This is a genomic window from Jannaschia marina, from assembly GCF_013404595.1.
GTDB lineage: Bacteria > Pseudomonadota > Alphaproteobacteria > Rhodobacterales > Rhodobacteraceae > Jannaschia > Jannaschia marina.
Genome location: NZ_JABVAX010000014.1, coordinates 55,323 through 69,889, shown reverse-complemented (window position 1 = coordinate 69,889; position 14,567 = coordinate 55,323). Strand labels below are relative to the sequence as shown.

The window sequence follows — 14,567 nt, the reverse complement described above, 5'->3', positions numbered from 1 at the left end:
CCTCCGGGGGCGACGGCGCGGACATGATCCTCGGCGACGACGGAAGGGACACCCTTCAGGGCCGGAACGGTGACGATACGATCGCCGGCAATTTCGGTGACGACATCCTCGGTGGAGGAGACGACGCGGATCGGCTGTTCGGCGGGGGCGGCGACGACACGATCGACGGCGGCGAGGGGGCGGACCGGATCGACGGCGGCTTCGGCGACGACCGCCTGACCGGCGGGCAGGGAGCCGACGTATTCCTCTTCGGCACGTCCCAGGGTTTTGACAGGATCACCGACTTCGACCGGACCGAAGACCTCATCGACCTCGGCGGCCACGCCGCGAGCGGCTTCCACGCGCTGCGTCTGCTGTCCACCGACGGCGGCTCCTCGACGCTGATCCGGTTCGAGAACACGAGCGGTCAGCAGGACAATACGCTCGGCGGGATCGTCCTGGAGGGAATAGCCTCCGGTCAGCTGGACGCGGACGACTTCGTGTTTTGAGAACCGTGCCGTGATCGGTCTGCTGCAAACCCGGCGATCTCCATGCCGAAGTTTTTCCCTGTCTTTCGCCGGAGCAAGGCAGAGGATTGAAGCTGATGAAATCATGGGAAACGAGGTATTATCCTCTTGCAGCTGATCTTATCGGATACCAACCGCATTGCCTCGGCACTTGGCCGGTCGTTGATCGCGCTGACGAGCGCCATACTCGCTATTGCCGCCGTTCTGGAGGAGACATTCGCGGTAAACCCGCTTTCTCCGACGAGTCCATCCGATCCGCCAAGGCGGCGGCCCGCATCCCGTTCACCGCCAAGGGCTTCTCGATGAAGAGCAGCTGCGCTGTCAACGTCAGACAGATCGCGTGCAGCAAGTTGTAGAGCTTGAATATTAGAAGGTCAGCGGGGATCATATGCGCGGTGGCCGCGTCCGGCTCGACGATGCCAACGACTTCGATCCATGGCATCCGGTCGCAGACTGCGAGGCAGTCCGGTGTGTGAACGTGTGCGCTGCCAACAAAGGTGACGCGCAAGGCTTTGGTCTCTAAGCGGGTATCAAAAGCGAACTCGGTCATACGCCGAGATCAAGCCTCACATCGGTCGACCGACAATTCCGATGAAGAATTCCAGACGTTCGCGGCGTCGATCGTTAGCAAGGCTGGCGTCGGCAATCCAAAAATGAACAGATCGGACATGGCCGCGAAGGCCACCGAACGGAATGCGACGCGTACGGGGTCGATGTCCGCCGCCTTTACGGAACCCCAAAGACACACCTGCGACGCTCCATCGGTTTACCATGGACCGCAGCCCTGTCGCTTTGCTATCCTGTCCGAAACGGGGCCGTCAGAGCACCCGTATCGAGGCCAGGCAATGATTTCTCCGAAGCGGTTCTCCGAACTGCCCGAATATGCGTTCCCGCGTCTGCGCACCCTGCTGGGGGATCTTGCGCCGGGATCGAACGCGCCGATCCAGATGACGATCGGCGATCCGCGCCATGCGCCGCCCGCGCTCGTGGGCGAGGTCATCGCGCGGCACAATGCCGCTTTCATGTCCTACCCGCCGAACGACGGTGCGCCCGAACTCCTGTCGGCTTGCGCGGACTGGCTCGGTCGGCGTTACGGCTACGCGGCCAATCCCGAGACCGATATCCTTGTCCTGAACGGCACGCGGGAAGGGCTCTACAACACCTCCATGGCGCTCTGCCCGGAGGAGAAAAACGGCCAGCGCCCCGCGATCCTGACGCCCAATCCCTTCTATCAGGTCTATGCCGTCGCCTCGCTCAGCGTGGGGGCGGAGCCGGTTTACCTGAACGCGACGGAGGAGACCGGGCATCTACCGGACTACGACGCGGTGGACCCGGCGCTTCTGGATCGGACGGCCATCGTCTACATCTGCTCGCCCGCCAATCCGCAGGGGGCGACGGCCTCGCTCGAGTATTGGGCGAACCTGCTGCGCCTCGCCGAGAAACACGATTTCAAGATCTTCGCCGACGAGTGCTACGCCGAGATCTATCGCGGTGCACCGCCGGTCGGCATCCTCGAAGCGGTGAAGGCCACCGGGGCGGACCCGGAACGGGTCGTCGCGTTCCACTCGCTCTCCAAGCGGTCGAACCTTGCCGGCCTGCGTTCGGGCTTCGCGGTCTCGGGGCGGGGGAACATCGCGCGGATGAAGCAGCTTCGCGCCTATGCCGGGGCCCCGCTGCCCCTGCCGCTCCAGATGGCGGCGGCCGAGGTCTGGGCCGAGGAAAGCCACGTCGAAGCGAACCGCACGCTCTATGCGGCGAAGTTCGAGGCGGCGAAGGGCATCTTCCCCAATCTTGCTATCCCCGATGCCGGATTCTTCCTCTGGATGCCGGTCGATGACGGCGAGGAAGCGACAGTAAAGGCGTGGAAGGACGTGGGCGTGAAGGTGCTGCCCGGGGCCTATCTCGCCCGCGACACCGAGGCCGGAAACCCCGGCAAGACATACATTCGGGCCGCCCTCGTCGGGCCGCTCGACGAGACGATCGACGGGCTCACCCGCCTGCGCGATTGCCTATATTCGTAAGGAGGTTTCATGGCCTATCAGGTGCGGCAACGCGATCCCCTTCTCGATACGAACGTGCAGATTAGCCTGGCGCGGCGCGGACGCGAGGGTCTGGGCGTGCTGATGATGCTCCTCGGGCTGGCGCTCGCGATCCTGCTTCTGAGCTATCATCCGGACGATCCGAACTGGCTCGCCGCGACCGATGCCACCCCGCGCAACTGGCTCGGCGTCTTCGGAGCGTCGCTGGCGGCCCCGCTCTATCTCATCCTCGGTTATGGCGCGCTCGGGTTCGCCGCCGGGCTGATGATCTGGGGGCTGCGCTTCGCGATCCATGCGGGGTCGGAGCGCGCCTTGCCGCGCGGCCTCTTCGTGCCGGTCTGGGTGCTGGGCCTGTCGCTCTATTGCGCGTCGCTGGTGCCGGGTGAGGGCTGGACGCATGACTTCGGGCTGGGCGGGCTTTTCGGCGATACGGTCTTCGGGGCGCTCCTGCAGATCCTGCCGATCACCGCGTCGGCGGGCCTCAAGATCCTGTCGCTTCTGATCGCCGTCGGGACTGTCGGGGCCGGGGCCTGGGTGCTGGGCTGCACGCGGGAGGATCTGGCCAAGGCCTGGGTCTTCTTCCTGAACGGGCTCGGCAACGGGATCCACCTCATCAAGCTCGCCACCGGGTCGGCCGCCCGCGGGGCGGCCAAGGGCACGCTGCGGGGGGCGAGTGCCCTGCGCGAGGCGCGCGCGGCCCGGCGCGAGGACGCTTATGGCACGGAGGACGACGACGCCTACGAGGACGAGGACATCGAGGAGACGCCCAAGCGCGGCCTGATGGCCTGGCTTCCGCAGCGGGCGATGACCGAACCCGTGGCCGAGGACGACCTGCCGCCCGAGAGCGGTGAGGACCGGGTCAGCGCCCGCATCGCGAGCGCCGTGCGGACCCGTGTGCGGCGCGCCAATATCGCGCAGGCGCTGGCTCCCACCGCCCCCGCTCCGGCCGCGCGTGTCGAACCGGTGATGGCCGCCGCGCCCGCGGCCCGGACGGAACCGGCGATCACGGCACCGCCCGCCGCCCCGACCGAAGCCCCGGACCTCGGCGAGGATGCGCTGATCGAGCCCGTCGCCCCCGCCCCGGCGCCACAGCGCGCGCCCCTGTCGCGCAAGGTGGTGCAGCCGGCAAAGAAGGCCGCTCCGACCTCCACGCAGGCCCGTGCCGAGGCACAGCCGGCGCTGCAGTTCGAGGAGAAGGCGAACGCCTACGAGCTGCCGCCGCTGGGCCTCCTGGCCGATCCGTCGACGATCGAGCGGCATGTCCTGTCGGACGAGGCGCTCGAGGAGAACGCGCGGATGCTCGAATCCGTGCTCGACGACTACGGCGTGAAGGGCGAGATCGTCTCGGTCCGTCCCGGCCCCGTCGTCACCATGTACGAGCTGGAACCTGCCGCCGGCCTGAAGGCGAGCCGCGTGATCGGCCTCGCCGACGACATCGCGCGCAGCATGTCGGCGCTCTCGGCCCGCGTGTCCACCGTTCCGGGCCGCAGCGTGATCGGCATCGAACTGCCGAACGAGCGGCGGGAGAACGTGCTCCTGCGCGAGATCCTCTCGACCCGCGATTTCGGCGACGGCAGCCACGATCTGCCGCTCGCGCTCGGCAAGGATATCGGCGGCGCGCCTATCGTCGCGAACCTCGCCAAGATGCCTCACCTGCTGATCGCGGGGACGACGGGATCGGGCAAGTCGGTGGCGATCAACACGATGATCCTGTCGCTTCTCTACAAGCTGCCGCCCGAGGATTGCCGCCTCATCATGATCGACCCGAAGATGCTGGAACTCAGCGTCTATGACGGCATCCCGCATCTCCTCTCCCCCGTCGTGACCGACCCGAAGAAGGCGGTCGTGGCGCTCAAGTGGGTCGTGGGCGAGATGGAGGAGCGCTACCGCAAGATGTCCAAGATGGGCGTGCGCAACATCGGCGGCTACAACGGCCGCGTGAAGGACGCGCTCTCCAAGGGCGAGATGTTCAGCCGCACGGTGCAGACCGGCTTCGACGAGGAGACCGGCGAGCCGATCTTCGAGACCGAGGAGACGGTGCCCGAGAAGCTGCCCTACATCGTCGTCGTCGTCGACGAGATGGCCGACCTGATGATGGTCGCGGGCAAGGAGATCGAGGCCTGCATCCAGCGTCTCGCGCAGATGGCGCGGGCGTCGGGCATCCACCTCGTCATGGCGACGCAGCGGCCTTCGGTCGACGTCATTACCGGGACGGTCAAGGCGAACTTCCCGACGCGGATCTCCTTCCACGTGACCTCGAAGATCGATTCGCGGACGATCCTTGGCGAGATGGGGGCCGAGCAGCTTCTGGGCATGGGCGACATGCTCTACATGGCGGGCGGCTCCAAGATCACCCGCGTGCACGGTCCCTTCTGCTCCGACGAGGAGGTCGAGGAGATCGTGAACCACCTGAAATCCTTCGGCCCGCCCGCCTATGCAGCAAGCGTTCTGGATGGACCGGACGGGGAAGCCGCGGGCGACATCGACGCGGTGCTTGGCCTGACGGGCGGGAACACCGGCGGCGAGGATGCGCTCTACGATCAGGCGGTGGCCATCGTGGCGAAGGATCGCAAGTGCTCCACCTCCTACATCCAGCGCAAGCTCGGCATCGGCTACAACAAGGCCGCTCGCCTCGTGGAGCAGATGGAGGACAACGGGGCCGTCACGGCGGCGAACCACGTCGGCAAACGCGACATCCTGCTGCCCGATCCGAACGGGTGAGGGGGCGACTGGGCGACACGAGAGAGTGGTAGCCTAGAGGGACCAGTACCGGATCGGGTTCTGGATGTGCTTCATCGCCTCGATCTCGATGCGCTTTCCGTTCTGCCCGACGTAGAGGTCCCAGATGTCATCGGGTGCCGGTTGTCCGACGAAGCCTTTGCGGTTCGGCATCTCGCTTGCCGGTGGTGCGGCCCGACTACCGAAGTTCTCGCGCGTCGCCGGCAACCATTTCTCCGCGACGAACGCTCCGATGACGACGCCCCGGACGACAGCGAGCACGTAGTCGGCATCCTCCGCCCGCTCCTTGTTGATGCGCCAGGCAAAACGGACCTGTTCGTAGATCGCATCCCTGTCCGTCGGCTCCTCGATGTGGTTGATGTTGATCAGGACGAGCTTGTGCCTTGGCGGCGTGTCGATCTTGGGCAAGCCGTATTTGCGGATGATCTCCTCGATGCTCATCGGGCCCTTTGCCCCGCTACCATGCCCCCCTTGCGCGTTCGACAGCCCCGGAAAACAATCCATGACGGCAGCTTCGACTTCGAAGACCGCGTCCTTGGGTATGTTGTGGCGGTGAATCAGGTGGATCACTTGCAATCCGGCTTTCTTGATCTCCGCGATACGCGACGCCTTCAGGGAAATCTGGTCGTCATCTTGCTCGTCTTTCCCGTCGGTCAGGTTGCCGATGTCGCCTCTTGCGTGATCGAAGACGCGGTTGCCCTGGCCCTTGCCGACATAGAACGTCTCTCCGTTCCGGGGGTCGATCAGGCGGTAGACGTAGTGGCCGATACCCTTGGCAACGCTGTCAGTGAATCTGTCGGTCATCGGGGGCTCCTCGATTCTTCGATCTTTGGTTCGGTTACTGAACCGGGGACCGTGAAGATGGTGTTAACTCGAGTACGATGCAGTCCCTCGACCGTTTGGCGGCGACGATTTGGGGCGGTGCGCGGGCGGTGCCACCCATCACGCCTTTGCGCACGCATGGAACCGCCTGACGGGGTCGTGACATTGGATAACGGGGGGCATTCCGCGCAACCGTGCCTATATGTCTCCCGACCAACCATGACTGGAAAGACCCGCATATGCGTATCCTCGCCACCGCCCTCGCCGCCGTCCTCGGCCTGGCCGCCCCGGCCTTCGCCGAAATCTCCGTCAACGACATCAGCCGGTACCTCAACAGCTTCCAGACGGCGCAGGCCGAGTTCACGCAGGTGAACAACGACGGCTCCATCTCGACCGGCGATCTCTCGATCAGCCGCCCGGGTCGCGCGCGCTTCGACTACGACGCGCCGAACAACGGGCTCGTGATCGCGGGCGGGCAGCAGGTCGCCATCTTCGACCCCGTCTCCAACACCGCGCCCGAGCAATACCCGCTCTCGCAGACGCCGCTGTCGCTCATCCTCGCGCGGAACGTCGACTTCGGACGATCGGGGATGCTTGTCGCCCACGGGGGCGACAACACCCAGACCTCGGTGACGTTGCAGGATCCGCAGCACCCCGAGTACGGCAACATCCAGCTCGTGTTCACGCCCAATCCCGTCACCCTGCGTCAGTGGGTCATCACCGACGATGCCGGGTCGCAGACGACGGTGATCCTCGGTGACATGCAGACCGGCGCGCAGGTCGGATCGGGCCAGTTCAACATCCCGCTCGAGATGCAGCGCCGCGGTCTCTCCAACTGACCTCAGCGGGCGAGTTCGCGGATGCGGGCCGCCCGTTCTCCACTGCCCGGGTGGGTGGAGGACCAGCCGCCGCCGTCGCCCATGATTCCTTGCAGGCGGTCGAAGAAGCGGGCCAGCCCCTCAGGGTCGAAACCCGCAGCCTGCATCAGAGGGACGGCCTTCGCGTCCGCGTCGCGCTCTGCGTCGCGGCTGCCCTGCAGCGAGAGCAGGACATTCCCCTCGAGCAGGATCTCGTCGAGGATCGGTCCGGTGTCGCCGGCGAGAAGTGCGATCACCACATAGAGCGCGATCGAGCGGTAGAGCGCCTTCAGCCCATGGTCCTCTGTTACATGAGCGAGTTCGTGGGCCAGCACGCCGGCAAGGGCATCGGGATCGTCTTCGAGCATCTTGGCCAGGGCGTCGGTGATGACGACGGTGCCGCCGGGCAGGGCAAAGGCGTTCGGCCCGACCTGCGGGCCCGCGTCGCGGAAAAGCAAGTCGGTCGTCGCAAGGTCGTCCGGGTCGACGTGCTCCAAGAGGGCGGCGTGCAGATCCGTGACTTCGGCCCGCCGGTCCTCGGGCAACTCGCTCGGCTCCAGCATCAACTGATCCAGCGTCAGCAGCGTGCCGGCATCCATCTGCCGCAGCATCGTGTCGGGCGTGAGCCAGACGGCGAAGGCCACCAGCACCGGCAGGGCGAAGCGCCAGATCAGCGCGATGCCGGCGACACAGCCGAAAATGACGGCAAGAAGCCTGGGGCGAAACGCCTCCGCCCCGTGGAGCGCGGCGCCGCGGACGGGCCCGAGAGTAGCTTGCAGACCCTCGTGGTCGGGCGTCTGGAACAGCACGCCGTCGGGGAAGGTGACCTTGCGTTCGAGCCGTCCGATGGGCGGGTCGATCACGAGATCTTCCACCTCAGCGCTGCGCCAGACCTCGCCGTCCACGTCGACGAGATGAACGCCCTCGTCGTCGTGCCGCAGCGTGACCGGGACGGAAACGGACCGCCCCGGCGGGAAGGCGCGGCCCGCGACCTCCATCAGAGACCGACGCCGCCGATGTCGATGCCCTCGATGTCGCTGAAGGCGTCGCCGATGGCGCTCTGATCCTGTTCGATCTCGCTGACGAAGGCATCGAGCGAGCCGTTCGGGGCAACGAAGGTATTGTCTGCAAGGTAGCGCGTCAGCCGGATCTGCGCCCAGGGCAGTGCGAGGCCGAGCGTCAGGATCACCGCGAGCGTATTCGTCACCGCGATCCCCAGAAGCGGCAGCGGTCGGGTCGTCGAGGCGAAGCGGTGCCCGCCCTCGAGCACGGTGTTCGCGTAGACGATGTTCCGAACGAGCGCCCGATAGAGGATCGCGGCCGGGAAGAAGCCCACGAAGAGGAACGCATAGAGCACGAGGATCGGGAGAACCTGGACCATCGGATCGTTGTTATAGGGATCGAAGGCCGAAAAGACGAGGCTGCCGAGGAGCACGCCACCCACGACCAGTACGCCGACGAGCCAGAGCGCGGCAATGCCGAAGGCCTTGTACAGCGGGCCGAGATCGCAGTCGAAGCTGAACTTCTTGCCCCCGAGCGTGTGGTTCTCGATGTAGAACCGTTGCGCCTTGCGCGTGAGCAGCGGGATCGTCGTGTAGAGCGTTACCGCGACGAGCATCGGGAAGAGCAGGAAGGTTGCGATGGCGTCGCCATAGTCGCCGTCGAAGTTGAAGCGCACGTTCGACCAGCTGGTGTTGCGCGCGTTGAAGCGGGCGCTGCGGATCAGAAGGTAGGGTACGACGAAGATCGCGGCGATATAGACGAGGAGGATCAGGGGCGGGAAGATGCCGCTCAGGATCGAGATGAGGATAAACGCACCGATGACGATCAGCCGGCCGATCAGGATCTGTCCGCCCGTGGCGTGGTAGTCGAAGGTGCGGCCCTCGATCTCGGTGTTGCCGTAGAAGTAGCGCAGCATCCGCACCTTGGCCCAGGCCGAGTAGATGCCGATCGTAATGATCGAGAGCAGCAGGTTCACGATCCAGATGCCGAACCATTCGCCGGCCCGGCCGTGGAATTTGACCTGTTTGAAGTCGAGGTGTTCCGGGGTCATCTGCCGCTCCGTCTGATCGTAGGAACGCACGGTCGCAAATCGCGGGCAGAGTGCCCAGCCGGAGGGCTTCGCGGGCGCGGCATGGCCCCGCGTCTGTTGCCGTCAGGTCACTTGGCGAAGGGAGCCTCATCCCCCCAGACGGCGCGCACTCGCGCGTCGCGACCGCAGCCCAGGCGGTAGCGCTTGTAGGCTTCGCGCTTCGGGACGGCGACGCCGACGCTCGATACGAGGAGGCGATCGTCCGACCTGTAGTAGTCCTGATGGTAGTCGTCGACCGGATAGAACAGCCCCGCATCGAGGATCGGCGTGACGATGGGCTGTCCGAGCACGCTTTCCGCGTCGACCCTGGCCGCTTCGGCCATCGCGCGTTGTTCGGGGCCGTCGACCCAGACGGCGGTGGTGTATTCGCGGCCCCGGTCGCAGAACTGACCGCCCGCGTCGAGCGGGTCGATGGAGCGGAAGAAGAGATCGAGGATTTCCCGATAGGTGATCTCGTCGGTATCGAACGGCACGCGCACGGCCTCGATATGATCGCCCGAGGCGCGGTATTCGGGGGCGGGTGTCGTGCCGCCGGTGAACCCCGAGACGACGTCGCCCACGCCCTCGACGCTCTCGAAATCGGCTTCCACGCACCAGAAGCATCCGCCCGCCAGAAGCGCGGTCTCGGCCCGGCCTGAGACGGGCAGAAGCATGAGGGCGGCGAGCAGCGGTCGGATCATCGGGCACTCCTGTGCGATCGTTTCAGCGGATTTGTCGCTTCGCGGTCCGTCCCGTGACCTTATCGCAGGAAACGGAATACGATCGGCGCGCAGGTGATCACGAAGACGATCCGCAGGACGTGATGGGCGATGACATAGGCCACATCCGCCCCCGCGACGATGGCGAGGACCGACATTTCCGCCTGGCCGCCCGGGGCGAAGGCCAGGATAGCCTCGAGCGGCGGCGCAAGCGCGAGGAGGACAGCGATCTCGGCGAAGACGAAGGCGATCGCCCCGAGGATCACCGCATGGCCGAGACCGGCCGAGAGGATGCGGCGGATCTCGGCCATGGTGACGCCGGTGTATTTCACCCCCACGACGATCCCGATGAAGAACTGGGCCAGCTGAATCGCCTCGGCCGGCGGGCGCTGCGTGATGACGCCGCTGAGGGCGAGCGCGGCGGCGAGGATCATCGGCCCAAGGAGGGACGCGCCGAAGAGCCCGACACGCGCGGCGAGGAACCACCCCAGAAGCCCCGCGCCGACCATCGCGCCGAGTTCAACGAGGGGCACGCCGCTGATCGGAGCACCGGGCGGCTGCGTGAGGTCGATGTCCCAGACGAGCCAGAGGATGACCGGCAGGATCGTCACGATCAGCAGGATACGGGTCGCGTGCAGGAGCGAGAGTGCGCGGGGGTCGCCGCCCGCCTCCTCCCCGAAGAGCATCATGTCCTGGATGCCGCCGGGCATGGACGAATAGAACGCCGTCGCCGGGTCGAAGCCGGCCATCCGGCGAAAGAAGGGATAGCCGAGCGCGCCGCAGACGATCAGGAAGAACGGCACGAGCGCGAGCGACAGCATCATCCCGCCCATCTGGCCGACGATCGCGGGCGTGAAGCTCGCCCCGACGGCGACGCCCAGGATCGTGCGCATGGTGTTCGTGAGCGGTGGCCAGCTGGCCAGGCGCACACCGGCGAGCGCACAGAGAAGACAGGCCAGCATCGGGCCCAGCAGGAAGGGCAGCGGCAGGCCGGCGGCCTGAAATGCAATGGCCCCGGCGACGCCGATGGCGCCGGTCAGGGCGATGCGGGTGACGCTCACTTCACCCGCTTGTTGCGGTTCGCCACCAGCTTCAGGCGCAGGGCGTTCAAATGGATGAACCCCTTGGCGTCGCGCTGGTCGTAGGCCCCCGCGTCTTCTTCGAAGGTCACATGCGCCTCCGAGTAGAGTGAGTGGTCGGACCAGCGGGCCACGGTGCGGGCCGAGCCCTTGTAAAGCTTCAGGCGCACGGTGCCCGAGACGTGCTCCTGGCTCTTGTCGATCAAGGCCTGCAGCATCTCGCGCTCGGGCGAGAACCAGAAGCCGTTGTAGATGAGCTCCGCGTAGCGCGGCATGATGCTGTCCTTGAGATGGCCTGCACCGCTGTCGAGCGTAATCTGTTCGATGCCCCGGTGCGCCTCCAGGAGGAGCGTGCCGCCCGGCGTCTCGTAGATGCCGCGGGACTTCATGCCGACGAAACGGTTTTCGACGAGGTCGAGCACGCCGCAGCCGTGCTTGCCGCCGAGCTCGTTCAGCCGGGTCAGGATCGCGGCGGGCGACATGGCCTCGCCGTCGATGGCCACGGCGTCGCCGCGCTCGAAGATGACCTCGACGAACTCGGGCGTGTCGGGTGCGTCCTCTACCTTCACGGTGCGTTGCAACACGTAGTCGGGGGCCTCCTGCGCGGGGTCTTCCAGCACCTTGCCCTCGGAGGAGGTGTGCAGAAGGTTTGCGTCCACGCTGAACGGGGCCTCGCCGCGCTTGTCCTTGGCGATCGGGATCTGGTTCTTCTCGGCAAAGTCGATCAGCTTCGTGCGCGAGGTCAGGTCCCACTCCCGCCAGGGCGCGATGACCTTGATGTCGGGGTTGAGCGCGTAGGCGGCCAACTCGAACCGCACCTGGTCGTTGCCCTTGCCCGTCGCGCCATGTGCGACGGCGTCCGCGCCCTCCTCGGCGGCGATCTCCACCAGACGCTTGGAGATGAGCGGCCGCGCGATGGAGGTGCCCAGCAGGTAGAGCCCCTCGTAGAGCGCGTTCGCGCGGAACATCGGGAAGACGAAGTCGCGCACGAACTCCTCCCGCAAATCCTCGATGTGGATCGACGTCGCGCCCATCATCTCGGCCTTCTTGCGCGCCGGCTCCAGCTCCTCGCCCTGGCCCAGGTCGGCGGTGAAGGTCACGACCTCGCAGCCGTATTCCGTCTGCAGCCATTTCAGGATGATCGAGGTGTCGAGGCCGCCGGAATAGGCCAGCACGACTTTCTTGGGGGCGTCCATCGTTCTCTCCGCGTCAATCGGTCGTCTGCGGCCTAGGACAAAGGCCGCGCGCCCGCAAGCCGCAGGGGCGGGCCGTTGACGACAGGCTGGCCGGGGGCATAGGGCTTTGACGACCCAAGACCGGAGAGCCGAGATGCTGGGCTGGAAGCTGTTCATCCGCGCGCTGACGCTCATCACCGACAACCTGCTGTCGGCGCTGAGAGTGTCGCTTCTGCCCTACGCGCTGGCTGTCGGGGCCGGGCTCTGGGTCGCGCTGAGCTATCCCGAATGGGTCGGCGTGCCGCTCGATCCAGAGAACCCGCCGCCGCAAGGCTACCTCCTCGGGACGATGGGCTCCCTGCTGGTCGGGGCCTTCGCGAGCATCTGGGTCTCCGTGGCCTGGCACCGCTATGCCCTCCTAGGCGAAGAGCGCGCCGGTTGGGTGCCCGCGCTCCGGGGCGACCTGATGGCGGGTTATCTGGGCCGCGCGATGCTGACGTTGCTCGTCGCCTTCCTCGCCGCGCTGACGGTCGTGGTGATGCTGAGCGTGCTGCTCATCCCTCTCTTCGGGCCGAGCGTGCAACTCGTGCCCGCGGCCGGTGGATTCTTCGCGGCCTGCATCGTCTTCTACCGGATCGGGGTCATCCTCCCGGCCGGGGCTGCAGGCAAGGCCATGACGATGAACGAGGCGCTGATCGCAACCAAGGGGCAGGCGCAGACGGTCGTCGTGCTGGCTTTCCTCACGCTCGGCGTGACGTTCCTTCTGCGGCTTCCCCTCCTGATCGAGGACACGGGTGTCGTGCTGTCCACGCTCTATCAGTTCGTGACCGGCTGGATCGGTCTGATGCTGGGCGTCGGCACATTGACGGCGCTTTACGGGCATGTGGTGGAGGGGCGTCCCCTTGACTGACTTCGCGACCCGCGCGGAAGCCGCGACCGCCGCGATGCGCGAGGTTTTCCCCGCGACGCCGCTGGCGCGGAACGACTACCTGTCCGATCGGTTCGGGGCCGACGTCTGGCTCAAACGCGAGGATCTGACCCCCGTGCGCTCCTACAAGTTGCGGGGCGCGTTCAATGCGATGCGCAAGCTCGCGGGCGGGCGAGTGGCCTGCGCGAGCGCGGGCAACCATGCGCAGGGCGTGGCCTGGATGTGCCGGCACCTCGGGGTGGATGGCGTGATCTTCATGCCGGTCACGACGCCCGGGCAGAAGATCGACAAGACGCGGCTCTTCGGGGGTGACCGGGTCGAGGTGCGGTTGACCGGGGATTTCTTCGACGCCACGCTCGCCGCCGCGCAGGCTTTCTGCGCCGAGAGCGGCGCGCATTTCCTCTCGCCCTTCGACGACGACGACGTGATCGAGGGGCAGGGCTCGGTCGCCGTGGAGATCCTGCAGCAGATGGAGACTTTGCCCGACCTGATCGTCGTGCCGGTCGGCGGTGGCGGGCTGTCGGCGGGGATGCTGGCCTACTTCCGCGCCTGCGGGAAGGTGCCCGACATCCGCTACGTGGAGCCCTCGGGCGGCGCGAGCCTGACGGCGGCGCTCGCGCGCGGGGAGCCGGTGACGCTCGACAGCCTCGACAATTTCGTCGACGGGGCCGCGGTGGCGCGGATCGGCGCGCGGACGTTCGACATCCTGCGGCAGGTGCCGCCGCAGCACGTGTTGCGCGTGCCCGAGAACCGCATCTGCATTACCATCCAGGAGCTTCTGAATACCGAAGGTATCGTGCTGGAGCCTGCGGGCGCGCTCTCGATCGACGCGCTTCGCGATCTCGGACCCGAGATCGAGGGGCGGCGCGTCGTCTGCGTGGCGACCGGGGGCAACTTCGATTTCGAGCGCCTGCCCGACGTGAAGGAGCGGGCGATGCGCTATGCGGGACTGAAGAAGTACTACGTGATCCGGATGCCGCAGCGCCCGGGGGCCCTGCGCGATTTCCTCGACCTGCTGGGGCCCGACGACAACATCGCCCGCTTCGAGTACCTCAAGAAGTCGGCGCGGAACTTCGGCTCGGTCCTCATCGGGATCGAAAGCAGCGCGCCGCAGGCCTTTGCCCGCCTCGAGGCGCGGATGGAGGAAAGCGGCCTGCCCGCGCGGGACCTCACCGCCGATCCGCTCGTGAGCGAACTGGTCGTCTGAAGCCAGCTCGCGCCCCTCAGGCGAGGACGGGGCCGAGCTCGCCCAGCGTGCGGTCGAGCATCTCGTCGAGGTCGCTGGCGCAGGTGGCTTGCCGGAGCGGCCGCCCGGCGGCGAGGTCGTCCTCCATCTCGGCGGTCAGGCGGGCGATGCCGCGCAATCCGATGTTGAGCGCCCCGCTGCGCAGGAAATGGACGGCCCGGCGGCATTGCTCGTCGGGCAGCCCGGAGCGGAGCTGCGCGAGCGTGGCGCGCGCCTCGTCCACGTAGACGGTCACGATGAACGACAGGTCGTCGCTGCCGATCTCCGCGCGCAGTTCCTCGATCCGGGCATGGTCAATCATGGGGGAAGACTGGAGGTAGAGCGGAAACGCGGGGTTAACGCGGCTCGGAAAAACGCGACGGATTTTAGCGTTCACCTGTCCTTAA

At 66.5% G+C, this 14,567-nt stretch carries 14 protein-coding genes; 6 read left to right on the top strand and 8 right to left on the bottom strand.

Features of this window, described 5'->3' with window-relative positions; translation table 11 throughout:
• A partial coding sequence (locus HSX43_RS16710; RefSeq protein ID WP_407929388.1) for a calcium-binding protein occupies positions 1-488 on the top strand: 488 nt, incomplete at its 5' end.
• Between the two features lie 208 nt (positions 489-696).
• Here HSX43_RS16710 and HSX43_RS16705 read toward each other — a convergent pair.
• On the bottom strand, positions 697-1,056 hold the full coding sequence (locus tag HSX43_RS16705; RefSeq protein ID WP_179381274.1) for a hypothetical protein: 360 nt from the start codon (positions 1,054-1,056) through the stop codon (positions 697-699).
• 295 nt (positions 1,057-1,351) lie between these two features.
• Between HSX43_RS16705 and HSX43_RS16700 the strand changes: the two genes are divergently transcribed.
• Both HSX43_RS16700 and HSX43_RS16695 read left to right on the top strand, forming a co-directional pair.
• Positions 1,352-2,527, top strand: a complete 1,176-nt coding sequence (locus HSX43_RS16700; protein ID WP_179381273.1) for an aminotransferase class I/II-fold pyridoxal phosphate-dependent enzyme — start codon at positions 1,352-1,354, stop codon at positions 2,525-2,527.
• A 9-nt stretch (positions 2,528-2,536) separates the two neighbouring features.
• On the top strand, positions 2,537-5,266 hold the full coding sequence (locus HSX43_RS16695; RefSeq protein WP_179381272.1) for a DNA translocase FtsK: 2,730 nt from the start codon (positions 2,537-2,539) through the stop codon (positions 5,264-5,266).
• A 33-nt stretch (positions 5,267-5,299) separates the two neighbouring features.
• Here the strand turns inward: HSX43_RS16695 and HSX43_RS16690 are convergent, their stop codons facing one another.
• The gene (locus HSX43_RS16690) at positions 5,300-6,088 is read right to left on the bottom strand and encodes an LEM-3-like GIY-YIG domain-containing protein (protein ID WP_179381271.1); all 789 of its coding nucleotides are present in this window, start codon (positions 6,086-6,088) and stop codon (positions 5,300-5,302) included.
• Between the two features lie 257 nt (positions 6,089-6,345).
• On the opposite strand from HSX43_RS16690, the gene HSX43_RS16685 reads away from it, so the two are divergent.
• Positions 6,346-6,945 carry a LolA family protein gene (locus tag HSX43_RS16685; RefSeq protein ID WP_179381270.1) on the top strand — a complete coding sequence of 200 codons (600 nt, stop codon included), beginning with the start codon at positions 6,346-6,348 and terminating at the stop codon, positions 6,943-6,945.
• Between the two features lie 2 nt (positions 6,946-6,947).
• On the opposite strand, the gene HSX43_RS16680 is transcribed toward HSX43_RS16685, so the two are convergent.
• From HSX43_RS16680 to HSX43_RS16660, 5 genes are all read right to left on the bottom strand, one after another.
• Entirely contained in the window at positions 6,948-7,961 is a 1,014-nt protein-coding gene (locus HSX43_RS16680) for a M48 family metallopeptidase (RefSeq protein ID WP_179381269.1), read from the bottom strand.
• Positions 7,961-9,016 carry a YjgN family protein gene (locus HSX43_RS16675; protein WP_179381268.1) on the bottom strand — a complete coding sequence of 352 codons (1,056 nt, stop codon included), beginning with the start codon at positions 9,014-9,016 and terminating at the stop codon, positions 7,961-7,963. The genes HSX43_RS16680 and HSX43_RS16675 overlap by 1 nt, the downstream gene beginning before the upstream one ends.
• A gap of 107 nt (positions 9,017-9,123) precedes the next feature.
• Positions 9,124-9,735 (bottom strand): peptide-methionine (S)-S-oxide reductase MsrA, encoded by a 612-nt coding sequence (gene msrA / locus HSX43_RS16670; RefSeq protein ID WP_179381267.1) that lies wholly within the window; start codon positions 9,733-9,735, stop codon positions 9,124-9,126.
• Positions 9,736-9,794: 59 nt separating this feature from the next.
• Entirely contained in the window at positions 9,795-10,814 is a 1,020-nt protein-coding gene (locus HSX43_RS16665) for an AbrB family transcriptional regulator (RefSeq protein WP_328795462.1), read from the bottom strand.
• Positions 10,811-12,028 (bottom strand): argininosuccinate synthase, encoded by a 1,218-nt coding sequence (locus tag HSX43_RS16660; protein ID WP_179381266.1) that lies wholly within the window; start codon positions 12,026-12,028, stop codon positions 10,811-10,813. Before HSX43_RS16660 ends, HSX43_RS16665 begins: the two co-directional genes overlap by 4 nt.
• Before the next feature lie 133 nt (positions 12,029-12,161).
• Here HSX43_RS16660 and HSX43_RS16655 point away from each other — a divergent pair, with 133 nt between their 5' ends.
• Together HSX43_RS16655 and ilvA are read left to right on the top strand one after the other, a co-directional pair.
• Positions 12,162-12,917, top strand: a complete 756-nt coding sequence (locus HSX43_RS16655) for a hypothetical protein (RefSeq protein ID WP_179381265.1) — start codon at positions 12,162-12,164, stop codon at positions 12,915-12,917.
• Positions 12,910-14,142 (top strand): threonine ammonia-lyase IlvA, encoded by a 1,233-nt coding sequence (ilvA, locus tag HSX43_RS16650; RefSeq protein WP_179381264.1) that lies wholly within the window; start codon positions 12,910-12,912, stop codon positions 14,140-14,142. The genes HSX43_RS16655 and ilvA overlap by 8 nt, the downstream gene beginning before the upstream one ends.
• Positions 14,143-14,158: 16 nt before the next feature.
• Here ilvA and HSX43_RS16645 read toward each other — a convergent pair whose 3' ends face one another.
• Positions 14,159-14,482, bottom strand: a complete 324-nt coding sequence (locus HSX43_RS16645; RefSeq protein ID WP_179381263.1) for an Hpt domain-containing protein — start codon at positions 14,480-14,482, stop codon at positions 14,159-14,161.
• Positions 14,483-14,567: the final 85 nt, after the last annotated feature.